This is a genomic window from Bartonella sp. SL320, assembly GCF_059687635.1.
Genome location: NZ_CM185143.1, coordinates 302967 through 326196 on the forward strand (window position 1 = coordinate 302967; position 23230 = coordinate 326196).

Sequence of the window (23230 nt, forward strand, 5' to 3'; positions counted from 1 at the left end):
ATTATATTGACATTATAGAGGAAGTTTTGTGATTGTAAAAAAACGATATTGGGCGTTGAGAAAAGGATTAAAGGTTTTTTTCTTGGGCATTTTGCTCTTGTTCCCCCTTGTTGTTTGTGCAAAAGCTGACTTTAGGGTGTGTAATACAACGCAACAGTCTGTGGGGGTTGCTCTTGGATATCGTACGTTTTCAGGGTGGGTGAGCGAAGGTTGGTGGGTGGTTCCCGTTACAGAATGTAAAACCTTAATCGAAGGGCCCCTTGCTTCACGGTTTTATTATTTTTATGCGGAAGGGGCACAAAAAAAAGGAAACTGGGCAGGTTCTATAACCATGTGTGTGCAAGATAGCCAGTTTACCATTCAAGGGGTTCATGATTGTTTTCCTCGTGGATATCAAAAGGCTGAGTTTAAGGAAATCGATACCGGTAATCAAACCAGTTGGATGGTGCAGTTGACGGATGAAACTTTGTTCAATAATTCCGTTGTCCCATCTCTTTCAGGAAATTCTCCACCGTGAAACGTGCCCGTAAAGTAAAAGTTATTGCGACTCTTGGTCCAGCTTCTTTTTCTCGTGAAATGATTGAGAAGCTTTTTAGGGCAGGAGCAGATGTTTTTCGCCTTAATATGAGCCATACAGATCGTGATACAATGAGTGACTTGGTCAAGTCTATCCGGGAGGTTGAAAAAATCGTTCAACGACCCATTGGTATTTTAGTGGATCTTCAGGGGCCCAAACTGCGTATTGGTCGTTTTGACAACGGTCAAGAAGATTTACGTGTTGGGCAAAGCTTTACCTTAGATAGTCGCGATGTACTTGGTGATGCACAGCGTGTTTTTTTCCCACATAGGGATGTCTTTTCGGCGATTAAGCCAGGGGATCGGTTGCTCATTGATGATGGAAGATTAGAGCTTTGTGCTGAAGTTTGTGATGATCATTTTGTTCAGTGTCGTGTGGTTGCAGGTACCCGTATTTCTGATCGAAAAGGTGTGAGTTTTCCTGATACCACTTTGCCTTTTGATTCGATAACGTCAAAAGATAAGGCTGATCTTCAAGCTCTTTTGCAACAGCCTGTTGATTGGGTTGCTCTTTCTTTTATTCAACGTCCAGAAGATATTATGGCAGTGCGTCGGTTGACGAAAAGTAAGGTATCTTTGATGGCTAAAATTGAAAAGCCACAAGCTTTAGAGCATATAGAGAAGATTATTGAAGTTTGTGATGGTATTATGATTGCACGCGGCGATCTGGGTGTGGAGATGCCTTTAGAAAGGGTCCCTGCACTTCAAATGGAGCTGATAAAAGCTTGCCGTTTAGCTGGAAAGCCTGTTGTGGTGGCGACACAAATGCTCGAATCAATGATTACATCTCCTGTTCCTACGCGTGCAGAGGTGTCAGATGTGGCTACTGCGGTTTATGCGGGAACAGATGCGGTGATGTTATCTGCTGAATCTGCTTCTGGTCGTTATCCGGAAGAAGCGGTGCTTATGATGGATAAGATCGCACGGCAAATTGAACAAGATCATACTTATGCCGCTCAGGTTGGAGCGCAACATCCAGCACCAGAATCAACAGGAACGGATGCGATTTCTCTTGCAGCGCGTCAGATTGCTGAAACACTTTCACTTGCGGCTATCGTTGCCTATACGGCTTCGGGAACCACAGGTGTGCGTGCTTCTCGTGAGCGGCCCAATAGACCGATTATTGCTTTATCACCCGTTGTGGAAACAGCACGGCGTTTGGCACTCGTTTGGGGGCTTCATTGTGTGGTGAGCGAGGATGCAAAGAGTTTAGAGGATATGGTTGATCGCGCAGCCGCCATTGCCTTTCAGGAAGGTTTTTGCCAAGCGGGAGATCGTTTCCTTGTGACAGCCGGTGTTCCTCTTGGAACCCCTGGTGCAACAAATCTTTTGCGTATTGCTTCTGTCTCTCAAGATGGAACGAAGGGGCTTTGATCCGTTTACACATGATCTTTTTTCATGTGCCTTTGAAAAGGCTTCAGGAACCACGGGTGTGCGTGCTTCTTGTGAGCGGCCCAATAGACTCATTATTGCTTTGATCTTCCATTGTGGAAACAGCACGGCGTTTGGCACTCGTTTGGGGGCAGACGCAGATGCGGGGATGGTGTTCTGGGGTGTTGGTTGTTATCACGAAACAGTCGTTTAGAATTTAAAGAGGGGCTTTTTTTATCTTTTTATCTTGTTGAGGTATGTTTTGGATCGCTTGATAAATGTTGTCTTATGAGCGCGGTGTTCATTCATCATGAGTGTTTATTCTTTTGATGTCTGAACAAGACCTTTAAAATTGTTTTCATTTTAAATTTTTGCGAACGGATGAAATTTTTGCAAACAGAATTGAATAAAATTATATACCCAAAACATCGTGTACTTAAAAAGTTATATTCGTATGTTATGGAAAAAAATGACGGGTCAAGACGTTTTAAAATATATTTTTTGTGCACTGTCTTTTGCAAAAATCATGAGTTCTATGCATTGAGTTGTATGAATTGTTAGTGCGTTGACAATATATTGATTGATAATAATTGAACGTTCTTCAACTGGAATGATCGTTTCCCAAGATCATATTTATCATTTTAAACTTGTTCCATTTTGTGTCAATTAACCCTATTTGCTTTTATGTTATAAGCAAGAAGGCTTCTGTAGATAAAAACGCTTACAAAAGGCCACGTCTTTGTACGAAACATTTCAAGAGCCAAGAGCTGTTGCAATATTGGGGATAGTATGCAAGAGCGACGGCTTTTTCCTTTATTTTCTTCTTTTCCTTTACAAGTGTAAAGAGGGGGAGCTTTAATGGATTTGCCTTTATAGCATTCATGGGTGCTATCGTAAAATAAGTTTGGGTGCTAAGATATCTCTTTAAAATAAGTCCGTGAAACTGCAACTGGGCGGCGCCTTATTTTTTTGTGAGGCACATTAATCTCCTCAATAAACCGGACTGTTTATGGAGGTCAATTTAAGAATTTTTGTCCTGTAATCGTGTGGGAGATACGTCACATATTGCTGGTTTGTTACGGTTTAATATGTGTTTAGAGGTCTTCCTGTTCTTGTTCTTGAGTGTTTGTGCTGTTTTGATCATCTTTGAGCAATTGGTTGGTGAGTTTTTCAATGCGTTGTGTGGTATCACGCATAATTTCTCCCATGGTACGGTCTCTTTCATTGTGGAGTCGTAAAAGCGCATCGTAGTCTTCTTGTAACTTTTTATTTTCTCGTTTTATTTCTTCCATTTCATCGATAATCATGATGCCGGCCATCACCGATAAACGATGATCGCCAATTTCACCAAAATTCTTCTTTAAATGGCTAATATATTGATCTAATTGAGCTGCAAGCGCCATAAGATGACGTTCTTGTCCTTTATTACAAGCCATGCGATAATTTTTACCATCAATGGTAACGGAAACAGTTTCCATACATTCAAACCTTTATCTATCAATGACGACGCGAATCGTTTCCATTGCTTTAATAAGACGTTTGGAAACTTCTTTGTTAACAGATTCTAAGCGTTCAATTTGGGCTTCAGCTTTGTCAAGCGCTTGGGCAAGATGGCTGCGGTCTGCATTCATTCGTTGAATTTCTTCTTCCCATTCGTTATTTTTATCAATAACGGCATTGCGGTTTATTATGGTGATCTCTAAGGTTCTAAGTGCTTTTTCTAGGTGCTCTAGAGCATCTTGTAGAACCGTAGTCTCTTGGTTCATTGCTTTTGTCCTTTGAGTAATTGTATCCTTTATCAATGCCTTATGCAAAAACGAATCACTTACATTTTAATATTGTGTGTATTTTATTTTTAAGTATGTAGGATATTTTAGCAAGCAAAGCAGAGAATAGATATAAATTAAAAGCTGGATTTTTTGCGCGTATTGTCATAAATGACATGGATATACAGGATGCGTGAGGGGAATGTGTTATTAGTGTTATTAAGGTAGGAACAAGAAGTCTTACGCTGACGGTTAAAAAGAGTATTTCTTAAGAGACTTTAAGACAATACAGACAAAGTAACAAAATAACGTATTAATGAAATGGTCGATCATTCATGACAAATACCCACCAACAGAATCAGATGGCTAATGCTATCCGTTTTCTAGCTATTGATGCGATTGAAAAAGCAAATTCTGGTCATCCGGGTTTGCCAATGGGGGCTGCCGATATTGCTACGGTTCTTTATACACAATTCCTTGCACATGATCCTAAAAAGCCGCATTGGCCTAATCGTGATCGTTTTGTGTTATCCGCAGGACATGGCTCTATGTTGCTTTATGCTCTGCTTTATCTTTCTGGTTATGAAGATATTGGTATTGAGGACATCAAAAATTTCCGCCAATTAGGGGGAAAGCTTGCGGGGCATCCAGAATATGGGCATGCGGCAGGAATCGAAACGACGACTGGACCTCTGGGACAAGGGTTGGCAAATGCCGTGGGGATGGCTCTTGCAGAACGGTTGCACAATGCTCGTTTTGGCGATCTGATCAACCATTATACTTATGCGTTGGTGGGAGATGGCTGTCTGATGGAAGGGATTTCTCAAGAAGCACTTTCCTTGGCTGGGCATTTGAAACTCAATAAGCTTATCGTGTTGTGGGATGATAATAATATTTCTATCGATGGAGAGATCTCTCTTGCCGACAGTACAGATCAGATAACCCGTTTTCAAGCGTCTGGTTGGAACACACTCAAAGTGGATGGACATGACCAAGCCGCTATTGCACGGGCGATTGAAGCAGCACGCAATGCTGATAAACCAACCTTGATTGCTTGTAAAACAACGATTGGTTTTGGAGCGCCCAATAAAGCGGGAAGTAATAAAGTTCATGGAGCCCCTTTAGGAGCACGCGAAATTGCTGAGACCCGTATCGCTTTGGGATGGGAGGCGGAACCTTTCGTTATTCCAGCTGATATTCTTGATAACTGGCGCTTGGCAGGGCTTAATGCCGCTAAAAAGCGCCAAAAGTGGGAAGAAAAATTGGCTGATCTTCCTGTTTCAGAACGGGTGGAGTTTGAAAGATTGATGCGGGGTGATTTGGTGGGGGGATTTGATAACGCTGTAGATGATTATAAACAGAAACTCGTTGAAGAGCGTCCTGTTGTTGCGACGCGTAAGGCTTCAGAAATGGCGCTTGAAGTGATTAATGAAGTCGTGGTGGAGACCATTGGTGGTTCTGCCGACTTAACGGGATCTAATAATACAAAAAGCAGTCAGATGAAAAGTATCGCGGCGGATGATTTTTCAGGACGTTATCTCCATTATGGCATTCGTGAACATGCCATGGGCGCTATCATGAATGGGCTGGCTCTTCATGGGGGCTTTATTCCTTATGGGGGAACATTTTTATGCTTTTCTGACTATATGCGTCCTGCCATGCGTTTGTCTTCTCTCATGGGATTGCGGGTGGTTTATGTCATGACTCATGATTCTATTGGGCTTGGGGAGGATGGTCCTACTCATCAACCTGTGGAGCATTTGGCTAGCCTGCGCGCCATGCCTAATCATTTTGTGTTCCGTCCTGCTGATGCTATAGAGACACTCGAGTGTTGGCAATTGGCTTTGAAAGCACGCAACACGCCTTCTACCTTGGCCTTGAGCCGACAAAATTTACCGCTTTTGCGTCAAGAGTATGAAAAAGAAAACCTCTGTATGCTTGGTGCTTATGAATTGTTAACGGCCAGTGATGACGCGCAAGTGACTCTGTTTGCTTCCGGTTCAGAATTGCAAATTGCGGTCAAAGCACGTGAAGTCTTAGAAGAAAAAGGTATCCCAACCCGTGTGGTTTCTGTTCCTTGTTTTGAACTCTTTTCTCAACAGTCTGGTTCTTATCAACGGGCTCTCATTGGTGATGCACCGATTAAAATCGCGATTGAAGCGGCTGTTTGTCAAGGATGGGAACGTTTTATTGGCTGTGATGGTGTGTTTATTGGTATGGAGGGCTTTGGGGCAAGTGGAACAATAGATGCTCTTTATGCGCATTTTGGTATTACTTCTGAAAATGTTGTGGCTACCGCTGAAGGAAAGCTGGAAAAGATTAAAAAGGAAAAGACAAAATGACAACTTGTGTTGTCGTAAGTAGGGGATAGGGGATTATATTTTGTTCAGTGTTGTGGATAGTATTGTGCATTATTGTGGATAAGTGAGTGATTAATCGAGATATTGACGTCTTGGGAACTCATGGTTTGGGATTGGAAAATGTCCATTTGTTGTGTTTTAAATGTTGTGCTTTAAAAATTAGATAAGGAAACATGTGAAATGACAGTTCGTGTTGCAATTAATGGGTTTGGTCGTATTGGACGCAATATTTTACGGGCACTTATGGAAAGTGGACGAAAAGATATTGAAGTGGTCGCAATTAATGATTTAGGATCGGTGGAAACAAATGCCCATTTGTTGCGCTATGATTCAGTTCATGGGCGTTTTCCTGGGGATGTTAAGGTGGTGGGAGATGCCATTGATGTAGGGGGTGGTTTAATAAAGGTATGCGCAGAGCGTGATCCTGCACAGTTGCCTTGGAAAGAGTTGGATATCGATATCGCGTTGGAATGTACGGGCATTTTTACCGCACGTGATAAAGCAAAGGCTCATTTAGATGCGGGGGCAAAGCGTGTTCTTGTTTCTGCACCTTCTGAAGGCGCAGATCTTACGGTTGTCTATGGGGTTAATCATCAATCTTTAAGCAAAGAGCATCGCATTGTTTCAAATGCTTCGTGTACAACCAATTGTTTAGCACCTGTTGCACAAGTCTTACACAATACCGTGGGCATTGAAAAAGGCTTTATGACAACAATCCATTCTTATACGGGTGATCAGCCGGTGTTGGATACAATGCATCGTGATCTTTACCGTGCGCGTGCGGCGGCTCTTTCGATGATTCCTACCTCAACAGGCGCGGCAAAAGCTGTGGGATTGGTCTTGCCAGAATTAAAGGGATTGCTTGATGGCGTATCGATTCGTGTTCCAACCCCTAATGTTTCTGTGGTTGATTTGACATTTACTGCTCTGCGTTCCACAACAATTGAAGAAATTAATACAGCGATTGAGGCTGCTGCAAGAGGACCCCTAAAAGGCATTTTGGATACGACAGAAGAAAAACTCGTGAGTTGTGATTTTAATCATAATCCGCATTCAGCCATTTTTCATAATGATCAAACCAAAGTTATTGATGGTAAGCTTTGTCGTGTTCTCGTTTGGTATGATAATGAATGGGGCTTTTCTAACCGTATGAGTGATACGGCTGTGGCTTTTGCCAAGACAATATAAACACTCTAAGGAGGACCTCAGGGTCCTCTTTTTATAGGAAAAAGCCTCGTTTTTGTACAAATTAAGGTGCATTCTTTTGAGAAAATAAAGAGAGATTGTTGTTTTGATGCGCGCGAGAGACAATGTGATTGACAGATTGATGATATTTTTAATACGAGGCAATATGTGCCGTTAAAAGCCGTATGAAAGAGTAAATTTTGAAAAAACAACATCACGAGATAACGTTTAAGCAAAGGTTTAGAAAACGAAAAATGTAATCCCTTTTGCGTATTTGCATAAAAGTAAAGGGGCGTTTTAGTGAAAAGAAAATGGAGCCAATGCATTTATTTGTAACAATGGGGCATGGATTTGCAACAATGAAATTTAGAAAATTAAGAGCGATGAGCGGCTTTGGTACACTTGATGATGGAAGCTTTAGATTTTCTAGGCACAAGCGTTGAGAGAAGAGGATTGTCGTGGATTCTTTTCATGTAAAGGTCAGGAGGGGGCAGGCAAAAGCCAGGAGGGGGCTTTAATGGAGAGAAAATTAAGCGGGTTTGTTCGATGTGTTTTGATTTGAAACAATGGAAAGTGAAGAGGAAGCCGTGATGGGATTTCGTACGCTTGATGATATTGATGTCACTGGAAAACGTGTTCTTGTGCGCGTGGACTTTAATGTTCCTATGGCGCAGGGAAAAGTTTGTGATGAGACACGTCTTCAGCGACATAAAGAGACTCTCGTTGAGCTACAAAAGCGGGGCGCTAAGCTTATTCTGCTTTCTCATTGTGGTCGTCCTAAAGGAAAGGTAGAGCCAGAATTTTCACTTCGACCTGTTGTGCCAGTGCTGGAAAAAATCATGAAACAGCCGGTTGCTTTTGTTCCTGACTGTATCGGTTCGGTGGTGCAGGTTGCGGTGGAGGCATTGCAAAACGGGGATATTTTATTGCTCGAAAATGTTCGTTTTTATGCCGGTGAAGAAAAAAATGATTGTTCTTTTGCGGAAGCTCTCGCGCATAATGGGGACCTTTATGTCAATGATGCTTTTTCAGTTTCGCATCGTGCGCATGCTTCGGTGGAGGGGATAACCCATTTGTTGCCTTCTTATGCGGGGCGATCACTGCAAGGTGAATTGCAGGCTTTAGAAAAAGGACTTGGAAATCCAACGCATCCTGTGGTTGCTCTTGTAGGAGGAGCGAAAGTTTCCAGTAAGCTTTTTGTTCTTAATCATTTGGTGGAAAAAGTCGATACCTTGGTTATTGGGGGAGGAATGGCCAACAGTTTTTTGGCTGCACAAGGTGTCCATGTGGGAAAATCGCTGTGTGAACATGCGTTGATGGAAACGATCAAAAAAATCATTAAAAAAGCACAAGAATGTCAGTGCACAATTCTGCTTCCTGTGGATGCTGTTGTTGGGTTTCGCTTTGAAAAAGAGGCGCCGCATCGTCTTTATGATATTGGTGATATTCCTGAAGATGGCATGATATTGGATATTGGCACGCGCTCTATTGCCCATATCAAGGGCGTAATAGATAAGGCTGCTACCCTTGTATGGAATGGTCCGCTTGGTGTTTTTGAGATGCCCCCCTTTGATAAGGGAACAATTGCCGTTGCACGCCATGCCGCAGAACGCAGTTTAACGGGAAAGTTGGTTTCAATTGCAGGAGGAGGCGATACGGTTTTTGCGCTTAATCATGCTGGTGTTGCCAATGATTTTACTTATCTTTCAACGGCAGGAGGGGCTTTTTTAGAATGGATGGAAGGGAAGGTTCTACCTGGAATTCTTGCTCTTACGCAGGATTAAAGGGATTATTTAAAAAGCAGCTTTAAAGCTGTATGTCGTGGTATGTTAAGCGTATTGTGCACTTTTGGAAAATTTTAAGATCAGATAAAGTAGAGAAAATAAAGAGGAATTTTTTATGACTGAACGGCTTGAAGATATTGCACTTTCTCTTGTCCAAGTGGGGAAAGGTATTTTAGCGGCGGATGAAAGTACGGCGACAATAGGCAAGCGTTTTACAAGCATTGGTGTTGAATCCAATGAAGAGAGACGCCGTGCTTATCGTGAAATGCTTTTTAGCGCAAAAGAAGCAATGGAAAGTGCTATCTCTGGGGTGATTTTATTTGATGAAACCATTCGACAAAAAGCTTCAACGGGGCAAATGTTAACCGATCTTATTCGTGATGCAGGGGCGTTACCAGGCATTAAAGTGGATACGGGTGCTAAGCCCTTGGCTGCTTTTCCTCAAGAGACCATTACCGAAGGGTTGGATGGTCTTCGTGAACGGCTAAAAGACTATTATGCTTTGGGTGCGCGTTTTGCTAAATGGCGGGCGGTGATTGCCATTAATGCAGATACTTTACCAACAAGAGGCGCTATCAATCAAAATGCACAAGCTCTTGCACGTTACGCTGCTTTATGTCAGGAACTCAATATTGTGCCGATTGTTGAGCCGGAAGTGTTGATGGATGGACCGTCGTGTCAGCATTCCATTGCGCGTTGCTTTGAAGTGACACGCGCTGTTTTGACAACTGTCTTTAAAGAATTATTTGAAGCCCGTGTTGTTTTAGAAGGGATGATTTTAAAGCCTAATATGGTGATTGATGGCAAGGATGCGCGCAAGGCTTCTGTTGAAGAAGTGGCTGAAAAAACTGTTCGTGTGCTTAAACAAACCGTTCCTTCTGCTGTTCCAGGAATTGCTTTTCTCTCTGGAGGACAATCAGATGAGGAAGCAACGGCGCATTTGTCTGCCATGAATTCTTTAGGGGCATTGCCTTGGAAATTGACTTTTTCCTACGGACGTGCATTGCAAGCGGCTGCTTTAAAAGCATGGGATGGCAAAGATGAGAATATTGCCGTTGCACAAAAGGCGTTTTGTCATCGTGCGCGCATGAACCATCTTGCGGCTTTAGGGCAATGGACAAAGAGCCAAGAAGAGGCGTCTGCTTGAAGCGCCATAGACTTGAATTTTTCATAAGGATGTGCGGTGATTGTCCTTGATGCAGAGCTCAGGCGAGGGCAATCAAAATGCATAAGCTCTTTGCACATTCTGCTCCTCGATAAGGGATACAGTTCTTTTTTTCTCAAGAATTTCGTGATTAGATTGTGCCGATTGTTGAATGGTGAGTGCTGATGGAGGGAGTATCGTGTCAGCATTCTATTGCATGCCTGTCAAAATACTCCATTGTGCGTTGCTTTGCGGTGATACAGACGGGCACGGTGTTTAAAGAGTTCTTTGAAATCTTTATGCCCCATGAGAAGAGAGACTATGCTGATATTTCAAAATGATCTTTGAATTAAAAAAAACGCAGCCACTATGGTTGATAAGCCTTGAGACCCATCTGTTTCTACTGGTGCGTTTTTGAACTAACCTTTAAAGTGCATTTTTTACAGCACAAGAAAAACCTCGTCGTTTAACGAGGCAATCGTTTTGTTTAAAAATTTGCTCCACGAGAAGGAGGCTTTTACATTCCAATATTACCAAAACGGTTTTTGAACTTAGAAAGGCGACCGCCACGGTCTACGAGTGTCTGGGACCCACCTGTCCATGCTGGATGCGTTTTTGGATCAATATCGAGATTAAGGGTATCCCCTTCTTTTCCCCAAGTGGAGCGCGTTGTATATTGGGTTCCATCCGTCATAACAACGGTAATTTTGTGATAGTTAGGATGAATATTCGCTTTCATGCGTAAAACCTTTTGCGTTTATAGAATGAAAGAACACTTGCTTGATTTTTTAAGTGCGCTTCCTTTGTCTTTTTGATACATTGATTAAAGTATTTATTCCTATAGCTGAGCACGCACTAAAAAACAAGTGTTCAAGATGCATCATTGTATCACGTGTTATAAATCATTGAATAAAGTGAGCGGAGTTTTATGAAATTATATCGTCATTCAGAAAAAACTACAAAATCTTTTCCTAAAAAATCTCCCTTCTCTTCGCTTGCAATTTTTATTCCTTATCTTTTGCGTTATCGCTGGTTGTTTATCTTGGCCTTTGTGGCTTTGTCTGTTGCTGCCCTTGTCACATTAACTTTACCCATAGCAATCCGCCAAATGTTTGATCATGGATTTTCTGCTTCAAGTCATGGACATATCAATTTTTACTTTAGCGTTTTGTTTTTATTAGCCTTGGTTTTGGCATTTTCTTCCGCTTGTCGTTATTATTGTGTGATCACATTGGGAGAACGGATTGTTGCCGATTTACGCCGTGATGTGTTTGTTCATATTATGAAACTTTCTTCTGCTTTTTTTGATCGGTCGCATTCCGGAGAGATTGTTTCAAGGCTGTTAACAGATACGACACAAATAAAATTAGCTGTGGGCTCGACGGCTTCTACCGCTTTGCGTCAGCTGATTATCGTGGTCGGTGCCGTTGTGATGATGGTGATCACCAATGCTAAATTATCTTTGTTGGTTCTGGCTGCTATTCCTGTTGTGGCAATTCCTTTGGTGGTTTTTGGACGTAAAGTTCGTGCACGTACGCGTGCGGCGCAAGATCGTCTTGCAGATGCGAATGCTGTTGCAACAGAACAGGTCAGTGCTATTCGTACGGTGCAAGCTTTTACGGCTGAAAAACTTGTTTCGACACGTTTTTCTCAGTTGATAGAACGTGCTTTTCAGACAGCGCGGGCTTCTGTAATTTTGCGATCCTTTTTTACCGGATTTGCCATTTTTCTTGTGTTTAGCAGTGTGGTTGCTGTTTTGTGGATTGGATCGCGTGATGTTTTGAATGGAACGATGACAGGGGGAACCTTAGGGCAATTTGTCCTTTATGCTGTTTTTGGAGCTTCAACCTTTGCGCAATTATCGGAACTGGGGGCAGAATTAATCCAAGCTGCCGGTGCTGCTGAACGATTGGCCGAATTGTTGCAAGAAAAGCCGATGATTTTAACGCCCAAAAAACCTGCTTCTTTAGTAAAACCGGTTCGAGGCGAACTTGTTTTTGATCAGGTTGATTTTACCTATCCTTCTAGACCACAAGAGAAGATTTTACATGCGCTTTCCTTTTCTATCAAAGCCGGCGAAACCGTTGCTTTTGTTGGTGCTTCAGGGGCAGGAAAAAGCACTATTTTTTCTTTGATCTTACGTTTTTATGACCCAATAAGCGGCAAAATTCGGTTAGATGGTATGGAAATTGATCACCTCTCTTTACAGGATTTACGGGGAGCAATTTCTTATGTTCCGCAAGAGGTTGCTATTTTTGATGGTACATTGCGTGATAATATTGTTTTCGGGACTGAAAATGCTACGGAAGAGGATATTCTTTCTGCCGCTAAAGCAGCCAATGCACTTGAATTTATTGAATCTTTACCCGATGGTTTGGATACGCAGGTAGGAGAACGTGGGACCATGCTTTCTGGGGGGCAAAAGCAGCGCATTGGTATTGCACGGGCGATTTTAAGAAATGCACCTCTCTTGCTGCTGGATGAAGCAACATCTGCGCTTGATGCTAACAGTGAAAAGCTTGTGCAAGAAGCCTTAGAAGGGCTGATGCAAAATCGCACAACATTGGTGATTGCGCACCGTTTGGCAACCATTTTAAAAGCGGATCGTATTCTCGTGATGGATAAAGGCGCCCTTGTGGAAGAAGGAACCCACGCCGAACTTGTGGCAAAAAATGGTGTTTATGCTTACCTCGCAAAATTGCAATTTTCACCCGAATAAGAATATAATTATCAGTATTCTAATGGAGGTGATGCATTGCCTTACGTTTTTGTTTCTCCTCGTGTTTTTTGGGGTCGCGCCCCTCATGGGAAAAAGAACAGCCTTCGTTGTAAGCGCTTTATGACTTGAAAATACACCCCACCTCTTATTAAAAAGCTGTTTTTTATTGCCAATTTTCTGAAATTACTTTACAGATTAAAAGGTGTTTTGGTCGCATGCATGGCGACCAATAGGGTCTTGAAAGCCCGAAAATCTAAGCATGAATTTATCCCACTTTGTGGGTATCTCGGAATTCCGAGAGTTTTTGCACTGTCTAGGTACATCTTCGCACTAAAAGCAAAAAAGGCTGATTAGGTTTCAGTACTTTTAAGCTCTCGGAATACGCATAAGAGACGCTCGCAACCGGCGGGTGAAGGAAAATCAGAAATTCTCAAGATCACGTTCCCATTGGCAAAAAATGCGCTTAAAAAGCTCTCTTCATTTTTATTGCCAATCCTCTCAAATTACTTTATGAATAACAGGGTGTTTTGGTCGCATACGCAACGACCAAGAGGGTCTTGAAAGCCCGAAAATCTAAGCATGAATTTATCCCACTTTGTGGGTATCCCGGAATTCCGGGAGTTTTTGCTATGTCCAGGTGCATCTCTATGCACTAAAAGCAAAAAAAGCTGATTAGGTTTCAGTACTTTCAAGCTCCCGGAATACTTATGCGAGGGCGCTCGCAACCGGAGGGGGCAAATGCAATCCCAAAATCTTAATATCGATCTTTGTGTGGGCAAAAAAATTCGCTTAAGACGAAAAATGCTCAAAATGTCTCAAACAACTTTAGGAAATGCTTTAGGAATAAGCTTTCAACAAATTCAAAAATATGAAAACGGCTTAAATCGTGTAAGCGCGGGACGTTTAATGGAAATTGCTGATATTTTGCATGTTCCAATTTCCTTTTTTTATGCAGATATCATCAAAAAACAGCCGCCTCCATACCAGCACGATGAAATCATCTCCAGCACAGAAGAATACCTGCTGCTTAAAAGATTTAGAACGCTCACCGCAATAAAACAAAAAGCCATTTTACAACTCATCATGGATGAAAATGCAAGCTAAAATGGTGCGGATAACGTGACGCACTCTCTATAACGTGATACGCACTCATAGAGCCTACGACCCTCTTTGCATCAATATCCCGCTCTCTTCAATAAGCATTTATGGGTATTGGAGAAAATAGAACGCTATTGGTTTGCACATTCACGGGCTTTTTTAAAGAAACATTTTCCAACGCCCGTCATACCCATTTTGCGACGGCGGTTTGTGAATGGTATAATGATAAAGTCTCATCAATTATAAATGTCAATTATACATTATAAATATTGAGCACTGTCATTTTTACGCTTGATCAGAAGAAGCCGACATCATCACACACTTGTGCCAGCCTTTGAGTGTTGTGGACCACCCCTTGTGTTTGTCAGACGATTCATGAAAAGCTATTTTATACAATTTTACTCTACACATTCATCTCGCTTGTGATGTGCAGGCAAGTGATTTTGATTGATTCAATATGAGAGAGATTTGAAATGAAGGAATTTTGCAGTATTTGGATCTCTCATGAAGGAGAAATATCAAAATTGAGGCACTCTGTCTTTATTATGCGTGAGATTACTCATTTTGATAAAAACATTTTTGTGGGGAGAATGTAACGCGATGCTAAGCTCATTTTCTATGGATTATGAGATTTTGTGCAAAGAGCTCTCTTCATGGCAGAACGTTGATTAGGATAACACATTGTTTATTATGTTAAATGTTTATTATGTTAAATGACAGCATAAGATTTTTTCCTTTCAAATTTATTTATAGTGCATCAATCAACACCATGTTACGTGTGTAATAAGTGAGGAAGTTTTTGTACATAAAACACTTTGAGAAAGGACAATACGTCTTCATGAATTGTCTCGAATTAATGGCTATAAAGGCAACATTGGGGGAAATGTATAATGGTGCGTGTATAATGGTGCTGGATTGCAGAAAAAGAGTTGATCAATAGGCAGAGACCGCTTTTTTATGTAAAAAAGAGCCTATAGCGTACGTAATTTGTTTCTTTTTAAGGGGGAAAATTTCCTTTGTTTGAAACATAAGAGAGTTATGGGTTTTGAGAGCTGATAATATTTTTTAAAAGCGCATCAATCACGAGAGCAGTCTAATTAAATACAAAATGTTGTAAATTTACTTGTGTATAAAGCTAAATTTCATATTATTCATTTCTCTCAGAGCATTTAGTAGTTTAAAGACTAGTATAACACATATTGATACAATCAAGAGGGATCGATGAGAGAACTCTAAAAATAATCATGAGCACATTAAAGAGGGCAATAATGAGTAATACTATCTTTGTCATAGGGGGAATATTCATATTAGGAGTTATACTCTACTACATTTGGAAGGCAATGAAGAAAGGTTGCCATGCAGGATTTGAAGATACGGTGCTATTTGTCATAATTTTGGGGGGGCTTTGGTACTTTGAAGCTTCAACGAATATTTTGTTGAGTGTGGTAATTATAGCCTATTTAGTAGAGAGTATTATGCTTGTTGTGGTAAAGAGGCATAATAAACAATTAAATGAAAGACTTAAAGAAATTGAAAAATTACACGATTATAAAAGTACAGTAATATAAAAGAGTTATTATACAGTGAGAGCAAAGGCTTTTTGAAAAAATGCAAAAAATATCACAAGAATGGATTAAACAATAGGATGAAGAAGTAAGACATTGGGAAAGGGATTTACTGGAGATAAAAAGTCCTAGACATTGGCCACCTTCTAAATCCAGCGGACAATGGCCTTTGATGGTAGAAGATATTTGTATGCAAGGATATGGAAAAGCATGGTTTTTGTATGGTGAGGCGCTGACAAAAGAACTCACTGCTGAGCATATCAAAAAAATAAATGCATTCATTATAACTTTTAAGGAAAATTATCTAAAAGCAGTGCGATTGATGAGAAAGAATGGGATTTCTCTGCAAAAGTTTGTAGATCCACTCACGAAAAAAAACGCTATAAACATACAATGCTGTCGCTTCATTGGTGTTTATATGTGGTTGATAATATGATTACAGCTGAATATGAACAGCAACAAAAAGATAAGGCTTCAGGGTGCTATGAAGAGCTAGCATCTATGGAAATCTATTATGATGATATATCTACAGATACAGAGTATGAAGAGATCGAAGAGGTATTAAAAAGTTCATATTATCATTTTCCTCAAAATATAAGTCTCTTATATGTTATAAATATCGTACATTATCATTATTGTATGATATTTCCGATGGTTATAAAGAAGCAATAGAAACTTTCATTTACTATAAGCAGCTTATTGATACGGTGAAAGAGGGCTATACTGCCTTTGATGAAGATTGTTGTTACTCCACGGTTGAAGAGGCAATGAAGATTTGTAGAAAGAGAGATAAAGAAGAGAAAAAAGGTCTTAGTATTTCTGAAGAGATGCCAACATTTGAAAAAGCTTACAAATTAGGCGTAAAGGAATGGATGAAGGTGTCAAATGAGAAATGTGATAACCGGTTGATCTTTTGGAAAAATCTCGTTGGAATAGGAAATTCACAAGAAAAATTGAGATTTATCTTTGGTGATGAGAAATTTAAGGCACTGGAAGAGGCTGTTAAAAAGGATCGAGAACAAGTTAAGAGAAAAATGCAGGAAGCGATTTTTGAGAACAAGGATTTTGATTATTACAAACCCCGTGCGCATTTCATAGGCTATTTACAAGATGATTAGAAGGGGATGGGACGTGCAATGAATTTGCTGAAATCTCTGGCACTCTGTAGGGAAAACTCTTGAGATGCATATGTGGCAGCTTTTAGCAAAGGGGAGAGGCGTTTGGAGCCAATATTTTGCGCTGTGAAGGATAATTTCTTAAGAGAAGGAGGGGGCTTGTTTTTGGTATGATTGGTGCTTCTTGAAGCGTTTGCTGTGTTGGTTTTTTTTCGTTTGTGAGCGCGTTTGTGAGAGAATTGAAGAAACAACAACGTAATAATATTGGCTAAGCTGTCATTGCCTCTTTGAGGGGGGAGGTGGGGGCATTGGTGGTTGGTGATAGTGTTTCATTCATCATTTTCTTTTATGTCTGTAAAGAAAGTTGAAAAGTTTGCTTCCACGTTATTTTTTTCTGATTTTATAAGATGCTAAGGAGGGGGCCGATTTTAAGATTTTTTTTAAATGGGCTTTTTAAAAGACTATAGGATTAAGCCTTTTTTGAGGGGGCTTTCTAATTTCAGGCGGATATGTTTATTGCCGGCGAGGATGTTTCTTGGTAGAAGATATCGTTGCCGCCTTCTTTATCGGTGACAAAACCACCGGTTTTGTGAATCATCAATATTCCAGCGACCATATCCCAAATTTGCAGGTTGTCTTCCAAAAACCATTGGTTTGGCTAGTGGCAATGTGTGCTCAATCAAGAGCAGCAGTATCAAAATGGGGAGGGGTTATGGCTTTTCTCATCACATTGCCAATTTTATAAGATCGGCTGTGTGATGAGGGATATTTAGATGAGAGCGGGGGGGGGCGTATTGCTTTTTAGAAAGACACTTTTTGAGGGGTGAATGTGAGGTTTAAATGCCTTTTTTGAGAACTTTTTCTAGCTTATTACGGATGTGTTCATTGCCGGCGAGGATGTTTTTTGGCAGAAGATATCGTTGCCGCCTTCTTTATCGGTGACAAAATCGGTAGTTTCGTGAATCATCAATATTCCAGCGGCCATATCCCAAATTTGCAGGTTGTCTTCCAAAAAGCTATTGTTTTGGCTAGTGGCAAGGTGTGCTCAATCAAGAGCAGTAGTATCAAAATGGGGAGGGGTTATGGCTTTTCTCATCACATTGCCAATTTTATAAGATCGGCTGTGTGATGAGGGATATTTAGATTAAGAGCAGGGGGCGTATTGCTTTTTAGAAAGACATTTTTTGAGGGGTGAATGTGAGGTTTAAATGCCTTTTTTGAGAACTTTTTCTAGCTTATTACGGATGTGTTCATTGCCGGCGAGGATATTTTTTTTGCGGAAAATGTTATCACCACCTTCTTTATCGGTGACAAAACCACCAGCTTCGCGAACCATCAAGATTCCAGCAGCCATATCCCAAATTTGCAAATTGTCTTCCCAATAGCCATCGGTTCGACCAGCGGCAACATAAGCTAAATCAAGGGATGCTGCGCCAAAACGGCGAAGTCCAGCAACTTCCATCATTACATTGCGCAATTCAATCAGATAGGTTCCATGACCTGGACGCCCAAAATGCGGCATGCCTGTAGCAATGACACAATCTTCTAGTCTGCGTCGTGCAGAAACGCGACAGCGGCGGTCGTTAAAAAAAGCACCATTGCCGCGTTCTGCGGTGAAAAGTTCATCACTTACGGGGTTGTAAATAACGCCTGCAACGATTTTTCCTTGGCTTTCTAAAGCAATGGAAACGGCAAAAAAAGGAATGCCATGAAGAAAATTTGTGGTACCATCTAAAGGGTCAACAATAAAACGATGTTGTGAATCTTCTCCAACGATTTCTTCAGATTCTTCCATCAGAAAACCAAATTTGGGACGTGCTTTGCTTAGTTCAGTGAAAATAATTTTTTCTGCTTTGCGATCGGCTTGGCTGACGTAATCGGCTGGCCCTTTCAAAGACACTTGCAAATTTTGTACTTCACCGTAATCACGCACCAGCGAGCGTCCTGCTTTCATGGCGGCTTGCACCATAACATTCATGACTGCAGAATGGGCCATCTTTTTATTCCTTTATTTATCTTTTTCATTTGCACGACGCAAATAAATCAACTCGTTGGTGTCAACAATGATCCGTTCACCGGCATTCATAAAGGGGGGAACAAGAATACGAATACCGTTTTCAAGAATGGCAGGTTTATAAGAGGAGGTCACCGTTTGTCCTTTAAGAGCCGGATCGGCTTCCACAATCGTGACAGCAACTTGATCAGGAAGGGAAATGCCAATAGGCTTTTCTTGATAAAGTTCAACGGTAACTGTCATCCCATCTTGCAAGAAAGCAGCCCGTTCACCAACAAAATCTTTTTGAAGTTCAAGTTGTTCATATGACTCTGAATCCATAAAGACCAAAGCATCCCCTTGTTGATAGAGAAAAGTGAAATCTTTTTGTTCTAAGCGTACGCGCTCTACCGTTTCAGCGGCACGAAAGCGTTCATTGAGTTTTGTTCCATCAATGAGGTTTTTCAGTTCAACTTGATTAAATGCCCCACCTTTTCCAGGTTTTACAGCGTTGCATTTGACTGCAACCCACAAACTTCCTTGATGCTCAATCACATTACCAGGACGAATTTCATTGCCATTAATTTTCATCGTTTCTATCCAATTCTATTCTTGCAAAAAGAGCTCTCTTGTCGCTTTGATGGCGCTTTTCTTTGCTGCCTTTAACAATAAACTCTTTATCTTGTGTTTGGGTTCAAACTCTCTTGTTAGTCTTGCTGCTCTTTCATGGTCTCTTTGTGTGCTTTTCATCTGTCTTGCCATGGATTGGTTCATGGCGTTTTCTCATAAATTTTCTCATGAGCTTTGCAGAGAAAGGCTTAAGTACAAACAAGGACCTTGATGTATTTTTACTTTTCAGTTCTTTGCAAGACCATAAAAAGGACAAAGACGCAAGCTTTTTAAAAATTTGCACAAAATTTTTTAGGACTTTGGGGAAATTTTTTGGGGATTTTGGGAGAAAATCATTCTATTGTGTCATAAAACCTTCTTAAGGTTGATGGTAAAAATTCATGTAAAATCATGAGATCTTTTTTATGAGAATGAGTGGTGAATATGGGAGAGGGTGATTGTCCTTATAATCTTCGTGATATGAACCCCATGAAATGGAAAGTTCAGTCTTGTTTGAAGACGCTGGAGTGTTGATCCATTGGATTGGGAAGGGGCTTGTGTCCTTTAAAGCGTGGGGCGGCAAGCCAAATGTTGCATTGATCAATGTTCTTTAAATTTAATGAATAGCATGAAATTTAAAGAACAGCATGGGGGATATTTTTCTTGTCATGGTGTGCTTTTTTCTCTTACAATAGTTTATTTCAAATTCATCTCAGTGCAAAAAGAGACATACATCGTTGAAGAAAATATTATTCGCTGTATGAAACAGCGCTTTTGTTAGCTTTTTCTTTATGATTAACGTGGTGTGAGAATATCACATATTGTCCATTAAAAACAAAATTTGGATGATAAAATACCAACCTTTGCGGATATGTTTGGCAATTATCTTAGCTTCTTCTAACTCTGCCAAGCCGCGTGAAAATGTTGATGATGATAGGGATAATGTGTTCTTTTGAGAGGCATGTTTTTGAGGGGCGTGCTTTTGAAGGTCAACTTTTTTCTGGTTGAGAAAATCACGCAAAACAAAACGATCCAAAGGTATGGGGTTTTTACAGATAGTCTTATTTTTAAATATCCATGCTAATATTTCAAAAACCTTCACACCAGATGAACCAAGCTTATAAAATAGCCCAATGTGAGAAATGCGTTGTTTTGTAAATTGTCTATATTCAAGATCTTCTTGAATCGTAGGAACAGTTTTTTCATCTGCTGAATTATGGGGTTTTTCTGTCAGTATGGATTCTCTTTTAATAGAAGGATGCGCATCTTCAAATGGTTTTTGTCGTTCAAATGGATTTTTTGCACACCTGATGGTTTGCTTTCTTTGTGGAGCTAATGTATGAATTGTCATTTATGATAATACAATTGTCAGTTTGGTAGTGAGTTTTAATAAGATGTAACATTTAGCGAAAGTTATGTCAAATATTTTCTTCTTTAAAAAGAAGAAAAAATATAGAAATTATTTCTTTTGTATTTAATGACTTGTTACAAGAGTGAAATTGCTGCCTAAAAATTCTTGGTGGACAGTTATAATGAACAATATTAATTTGCGAAAGTTAGAGTACTCACCTATAAAAAATCCATTTCTTAATAAACATCAAATACGCATTTGTGGTAAAACTGTTACAACAAATGTTAAACACCAAGAATTTAACAATCCCAATACACATGAAGTTGTTCGCATACATTTGTCTCATATTGCTGAGGAAGAAGCTGAAGAAATTATAAAAACAGATGAGAAATATTTTGTGGAAACATTTATTGAAAATGTTCGAAAAACTTTTAACCTAACCCGTACGGGATATCGTATTTTCATAGAGGTTTTTCAAATATACCGATCTACTCAATTAACAGATAGCATTACTTTAGCTTGGCTTAATGGTGGTTTAAATGGTGAAAAGTCTGATATGACTGACAGAACATTTCACAATGGCTTAAAAGAACTTATAGCTAAAGGTTTTTTACAACCAAAATTGCGTAATCAGTATTGGGTTAATCCTGCACTTTTTTTCAAAGGTGATCAATCTGTCGCATTCATACGAACATATGAACTAAAATTATCTGCGTCTCAAGAAAATCTTCCAAACGATGAATAAAAATAATCTTGAAGGTTGTATAAAAGAGAAGAGCATGTGGGGAGCTTGAGTTTTTTTCTATATCTTCTTTTTGTGTTTTGGGCTTTAATACATAATAAAAAGTTGGGTTTTGAGCCGCGTTTTTTTGAGTGTTGATTGTCTCAAATTATAAGAGCACAGGTCAGGAAAGAGCTATAGGTATGACTGCTGTGCATAGAGATTGTGGGGGCGCGTGTGGTGTTAAAAGCTTTCATTTTGATTAGATGAAGAGAGCGGGCTGTTGATGAACAGTGCATGTAAGCTCTATGAGTGCCTGTTATGTTTAGAGAGCGTGTCATGTTATCTGCATCATTTTAGTTTGCATGTTCATCCATGATGAGTTGTAAAATAGCCCTTTGTTTCACTGTGGTGAGCGTTCTGAATCTTTGAAGCAGCAGATATTCCTCTGTGCTGGAGATGATTTCATCGTGAGAGTAGGGGGGCTGTTGTTTTGACATGACCTCCGCGTAAAAAAAGGAAATCGGAACATGCAAAATATGAGCAATGTGCATTAAACGCCCTGCGCTTACACGATTTAAGCCGTTTTCATATTTTTGAATTTGTTGGAAGCTTATTCCTAAAGCATGCCCTAAAGTTGTTTGAGACATTTTGAGCATTTTTCGTCTCAAGCGAATTTTTTTGCCCACACAAAGATCAATATTAAGATTTTGGGATTGCATTTTCTCCTCCCCCTCCGGTTGCGAGCGCCCTCGCATGAAGTATTCCGGGAGTTAAAAGTACTGAACCTAAATCAGCATTCTGCTTTTAGTGCGAAGACGCACTTGGACATAGCAAAATCTCCCGGAATTCCGGGATACCCACATCAGTGGGATAAATTCATGTTTAGGTTTCAGGCTTTTAATCCCTATTGGTCGTTGCGTGTGCGACCAAGACACCTTTTTATTCATAAAGTAATTTGAGAGGATTGGCAATAAAAATGAAGAGAGCTTTTTAAGCGATTTTTTGTGCCAATGGGAACGTGAGCTTGAGAATTTCTGGTTTGGCTTCTCCCACCTCGTGCGAGCGCCATGCGTATTCTGGGAGTCTAAAACACTGAACTCAAATCAGCATTTTTCTTTTAGTGCTTGGGAACACTTGGACATGGCAAAATCTCCCAGAATTCCACATACTCGAAAAGCGGGTTTATTTTTACGTTAAAGCTTAGATTTTTCAGAGCTCTCTTGATGATTGAGTATGCGATCAAAACACTTGTTAATTCCTAAAGCTCTTTCAAAAGATTGGCAATAAAAATAAGTTTTTTAACGAGAGGCGGGGTGTTTTTCATGCCATTGATCAAGAAAGTATCGCTCTTTTGATCCCTCTGATCTTTCCATATCTTTAAGGACAATATAGTGTCGCGGATAGCCTCGCTCTCTTGTTTGTTGGAGAATGCTTGTTTATTGAACAGCGCTTGCTTAAAGAAAATGATACAGGACGTTTTCTTGCCAATGAATGTGTCAATAAAAATATTGTTATGAGGGAAAATGTCGTTATGAAGATTTTTACCGATACTTTAGAAAGCGCTACACGAGCTATAGCAAGCTATTGAGGTGCTTCAATCACAGATAAGCCGAGCTTTGCATTAATATCTTCGTGTAATCATTTGCTAGGGTGTAGAGCACTTTTCATTGTTTTTAGTCCTCTACTGTCCTTAAATCCTAAAGCTATAACTTACACTATTTTGTATCGTTACAATATGGAATGAAATTTATATGGAATAAAACTCATCTATTCTTGCTAAAAAACAAAGGTTTTTATTGAGGTGCAAATCTCTTCGTTTTTCGCAAGAACTTTTAAGTCTTTCCGTTTAAAATAATGTCCTCAAAGAGCG

The 23230-nt window shown here is 40.2% G+C and carries 22 protein-coding genes and 1 pseudogene; 15 read left to right on the top strand and 8 right to left on the bottom strand.

All coding sequences use genetic code 11. From position 1 onward, the window contains the following. Positions 1-28 precede the first annotated feature (28 nt). The 3 genes from AC6ER8_RS01180 to AC6ER8_RS01190 are packed head-to-tail and all read left to right on the top strand — an operon-like array spanning position 29 to position 2161. On the top strand, positions 29-517 hold the full coding sequence (locus AC6ER8_RS01180; protein WP_497078659.1) for a DUF1036 domain-containing protein: 489 nt from the start codon (positions 29-31) through the stop codon (positions 515-517). After that, positions 514-1950: a pyruvate kinase gene (gene pyk / locus AC6ER8_RS01185; RefSeq protein ID WP_497078661.1), complete on the top strand. Its 1437-nt coding sequence runs from the start codon at positions 514-516 to the stop codon at positions 1948-1950. The genes AC6ER8_RS01180 and pyk overlap by 4 nt, the downstream gene beginning before the upstream one ends. 58 nt (positions 1951-2008) lie before the next feature. After that, complete coding sequence (locus AC6ER8_RS01190) at positions 2009-2161, top strand: hypothetical protein (protein ID WP_497078663.1); 153 nt, start codon at positions 2009-2011, stop codon at positions 2159-2161. 880 nt (positions 2162-3041) lie between these two features. Here AC6ER8_RS01190 and AC6ER8_RS01195 read toward each other — a convergent pair. Both AC6ER8_RS01195 and AC6ER8_RS01200 read right to left on the bottom strand, forming a co-directional pair. Beyond that, positions 3042-3425 (bottom strand): cell division protein ZapA, encoded by a 384-nt coding sequence (locus tag AC6ER8_RS01195; protein WP_497074952.1) that lies wholly within the window; start codon positions 3423-3425, stop codon positions 3042-3044. 12 nt (positions 3426-3437) lie between these two features. After that, positions 3438-3713: a DUF4164 domain-containing protein gene (locus AC6ER8_RS01200; RefSeq protein WP_005774573.1), complete on the bottom strand. Its 276-nt coding sequence runs from the start codon at positions 3711-3713 to the stop codon at positions 3438-3440. Between the two features lie 335 nt (positions 3714-4048). Here AC6ER8_RS01200 and tkt point away from each other — a divergent pair, with 335 nt between their 5' ends. The 4 genes from tkt (at position 4049) to AC6ER8_RS01220 (ending at position 10189) form a co-directional block, all read left to right on the top strand. After that, positions 4049-6055, top strand: coding sequence for a transketolase (gene tkt, locus AC6ER8_RS01205; RefSeq protein WP_497078665.1), 2007 nt, complete (start codon positions 4049-4051; stop codon positions 6053-6055). A 198-nt stretch (positions 6056-6253) separates the two neighbouring features. Beyond that, positions 6254-7261, top strand: coding sequence for a type I glyceraldehyde-3-phosphate dehydrogenase (gene gap / locus AC6ER8_RS01210; RefSeq protein WP_497078667.1), 1008 nt, complete (start codon positions 6254-6256; stop codon positions 7259-7261). A 587-nt stretch (positions 7262-7848) separates the two neighbouring features. Further along, on the top strand, positions 7849-9042 hold the full coding sequence (locus AC6ER8_RS01215; protein ID WP_497078669.1) for a phosphoglycerate kinase: 1194 nt from the start codon (positions 7849-7851) through the stop codon (positions 9040-9042). 115 nt (positions 9043-9157) lie between these two features. Then, positions 9158-10189, top strand: coding sequence for a class I fructose-bisphosphate aldolase (locus AC6ER8_RS01220; protein ID WP_497078671.1), 1032 nt, complete (start codon positions 9158-9160; stop codon positions 10187-10189). A gap of 514 nt (positions 10190-10703) precedes the next feature. Here the strand turns inward: AC6ER8_RS01220 and rpmE are convergent. Continuing rightward, positions 10704-10925, bottom strand: a complete 222-nt coding sequence (gene rpmE, locus AC6ER8_RS01225; protein ID WP_497078673.1) for a 50S ribosomal protein L31 — start codon at positions 10923-10925, stop codon at positions 10704-10706. A gap of 189 nt (positions 10926-11114) precedes the next feature. On the opposite strand from rpmE, the gene AC6ER8_RS01230 reads away from it, so the two are divergent. The 6 genes from AC6ER8_RS01230 to AC6ER8_RS01255 all read left to right on the top strand — a co-directional run bounded on the left by AC6ER8_RS01230 (position 11115) and on the right by AC6ER8_RS01255 (position 17428). Then, positions 11115-12905: an ABC transporter transmembrane domain-containing protein gene (locus AC6ER8_RS01230; protein ID WP_497078675.1), complete on the top strand. Its 1791-nt coding sequence runs from the start codon at positions 11115-11117 to the stop codon at positions 12903-12905. A gap of 738 nt (positions 12906-13643) precedes the next feature. Then, positions 13644-14009 (top strand): helix-turn-helix domain-containing protein, encoded by a 366-nt coding sequence (locus AC6ER8_RS01235; protein ID WP_497074945.1) that lies wholly within the window; start codon positions 13644-13646, stop codon positions 14007-14009. Positions 14010-15271: 1262 nt separating this feature from the next. Continuing rightward, positions 15272-15571, top strand: coding sequence for a hypothetical protein (locus AC6ER8_RS01240; RefSeq protein ID WP_497078677.1), 300 nt, complete (start codon positions 15272-15274; stop codon positions 15569-15571). Between the two features lie 169 nt (positions 15572-15740). Next, positions 15741-16004: a hypothetical protein gene (locus AC6ER8_RS01245; RefSeq protein ID WP_497078679.1), complete on the top strand. Its 264-nt coding sequence runs from the start codon at positions 15741-15743 to the stop codon at positions 16002-16004. A 199-nt stretch (positions 16005-16203) separates the two neighbouring features. After that, positions 16204-16686: a hypothetical protein gene (locus AC6ER8_RS01250; protein ID WP_497078680.1), complete on the top strand. Its 483-nt coding sequence runs from the start codon at positions 16204-16206 to the stop codon at positions 16684-16686. 532 nt (positions 16687-17218) lie between these two features. Further along, on the top strand, positions 17219-17428 hold the full coding sequence (locus AC6ER8_RS01255; RefSeq protein ID WP_497078681.1) for a hypothetical protein: 210 nt from the start codon (positions 17219-17221) through the stop codon (positions 17426-17428). 91 nt (positions 17429-17519) lie between these two features. Here AC6ER8_RS01255 and AC6ER8_RS01260 read toward each other — a convergent pair. From AC6ER8_RS01260 to AC6ER8_RS01275, 4 genes and pseudogenes are all read right to left on the bottom strand, one after another. Further along, positions 17520-17695: pseudogene (locus tag AC6ER8_RS01260) on the bottom strand (inositol monophosphatase); the annotation flags it as partial. A 192-nt stretch (positions 17696-17887) separates the two neighbouring features. Next, a complete protein-coding gene (locus AC6ER8_RS01265) occupies positions 17888-18679 on the bottom strand; it encodes an inositol monophosphatase family protein (RefSeq protein ID WP_497078683.1) in 792 nt (263 codons plus the stop codon). A 12-nt stretch (positions 18680-18691) separates the two neighbouring features. Beyond that, positions 18692-19267, bottom strand: a complete 576-nt coding sequence (gene efp, locus AC6ER8_RS01270) for an elongation factor P (RefSeq protein ID WP_497074940.1) — start codon at positions 19265-19267, stop codon at positions 18692-18694. Positions 19268-20099: 832 nt separating this feature from the next. Continuing rightward, on the bottom strand, positions 20100-20636 hold the full coding sequence (locus AC6ER8_RS01275; RefSeq protein WP_497078685.1) for a hypothetical protein: 537 nt from the start codon (positions 20634-20636) through the stop codon (positions 20100-20102). A 181-nt stretch (positions 20637-20817) separates the two neighbouring features. Here AC6ER8_RS01275 and AC6ER8_RS01280 point away from each other — a divergent pair, with 181 nt between their 5' ends. Beyond that, positions 20818-21381: a hypothetical protein gene (locus tag AC6ER8_RS01280; RefSeq protein ID WP_497078687.1), complete on the top strand. Its 564-nt coding sequence runs from the start codon at positions 20818-20820 to the stop codon at positions 21379-21381. A 332-nt stretch (positions 21382-21713) separates the two neighbouring features. Here the strand turns inward: AC6ER8_RS01280 and AC6ER8_RS01285 are convergent, their stop codons facing one another. Next, on the bottom strand, positions 21714-22079 hold the full coding sequence (locus AC6ER8_RS01285) for a helix-turn-helix domain-containing protein (protein WP_497078689.1): 366 nt from the start codon (positions 22077-22079) through the stop codon (positions 21714-21716). A 713-nt stretch (positions 22080-22792) separates the two neighbouring features. Here AC6ER8_RS01285 and AC6ER8_RS01290 point away from each other — a divergent pair. Next, positions 22793-22948: a hypothetical protein gene (locus AC6ER8_RS01290; RefSeq protein WP_497078691.1), complete on the top strand. Its 156-nt coding sequence runs from the start codon at positions 22793-22795 to the stop codon at positions 22946-22948. The last annotated feature ends 282 nt before the right edge of the window (positions 22949-23230 follow it).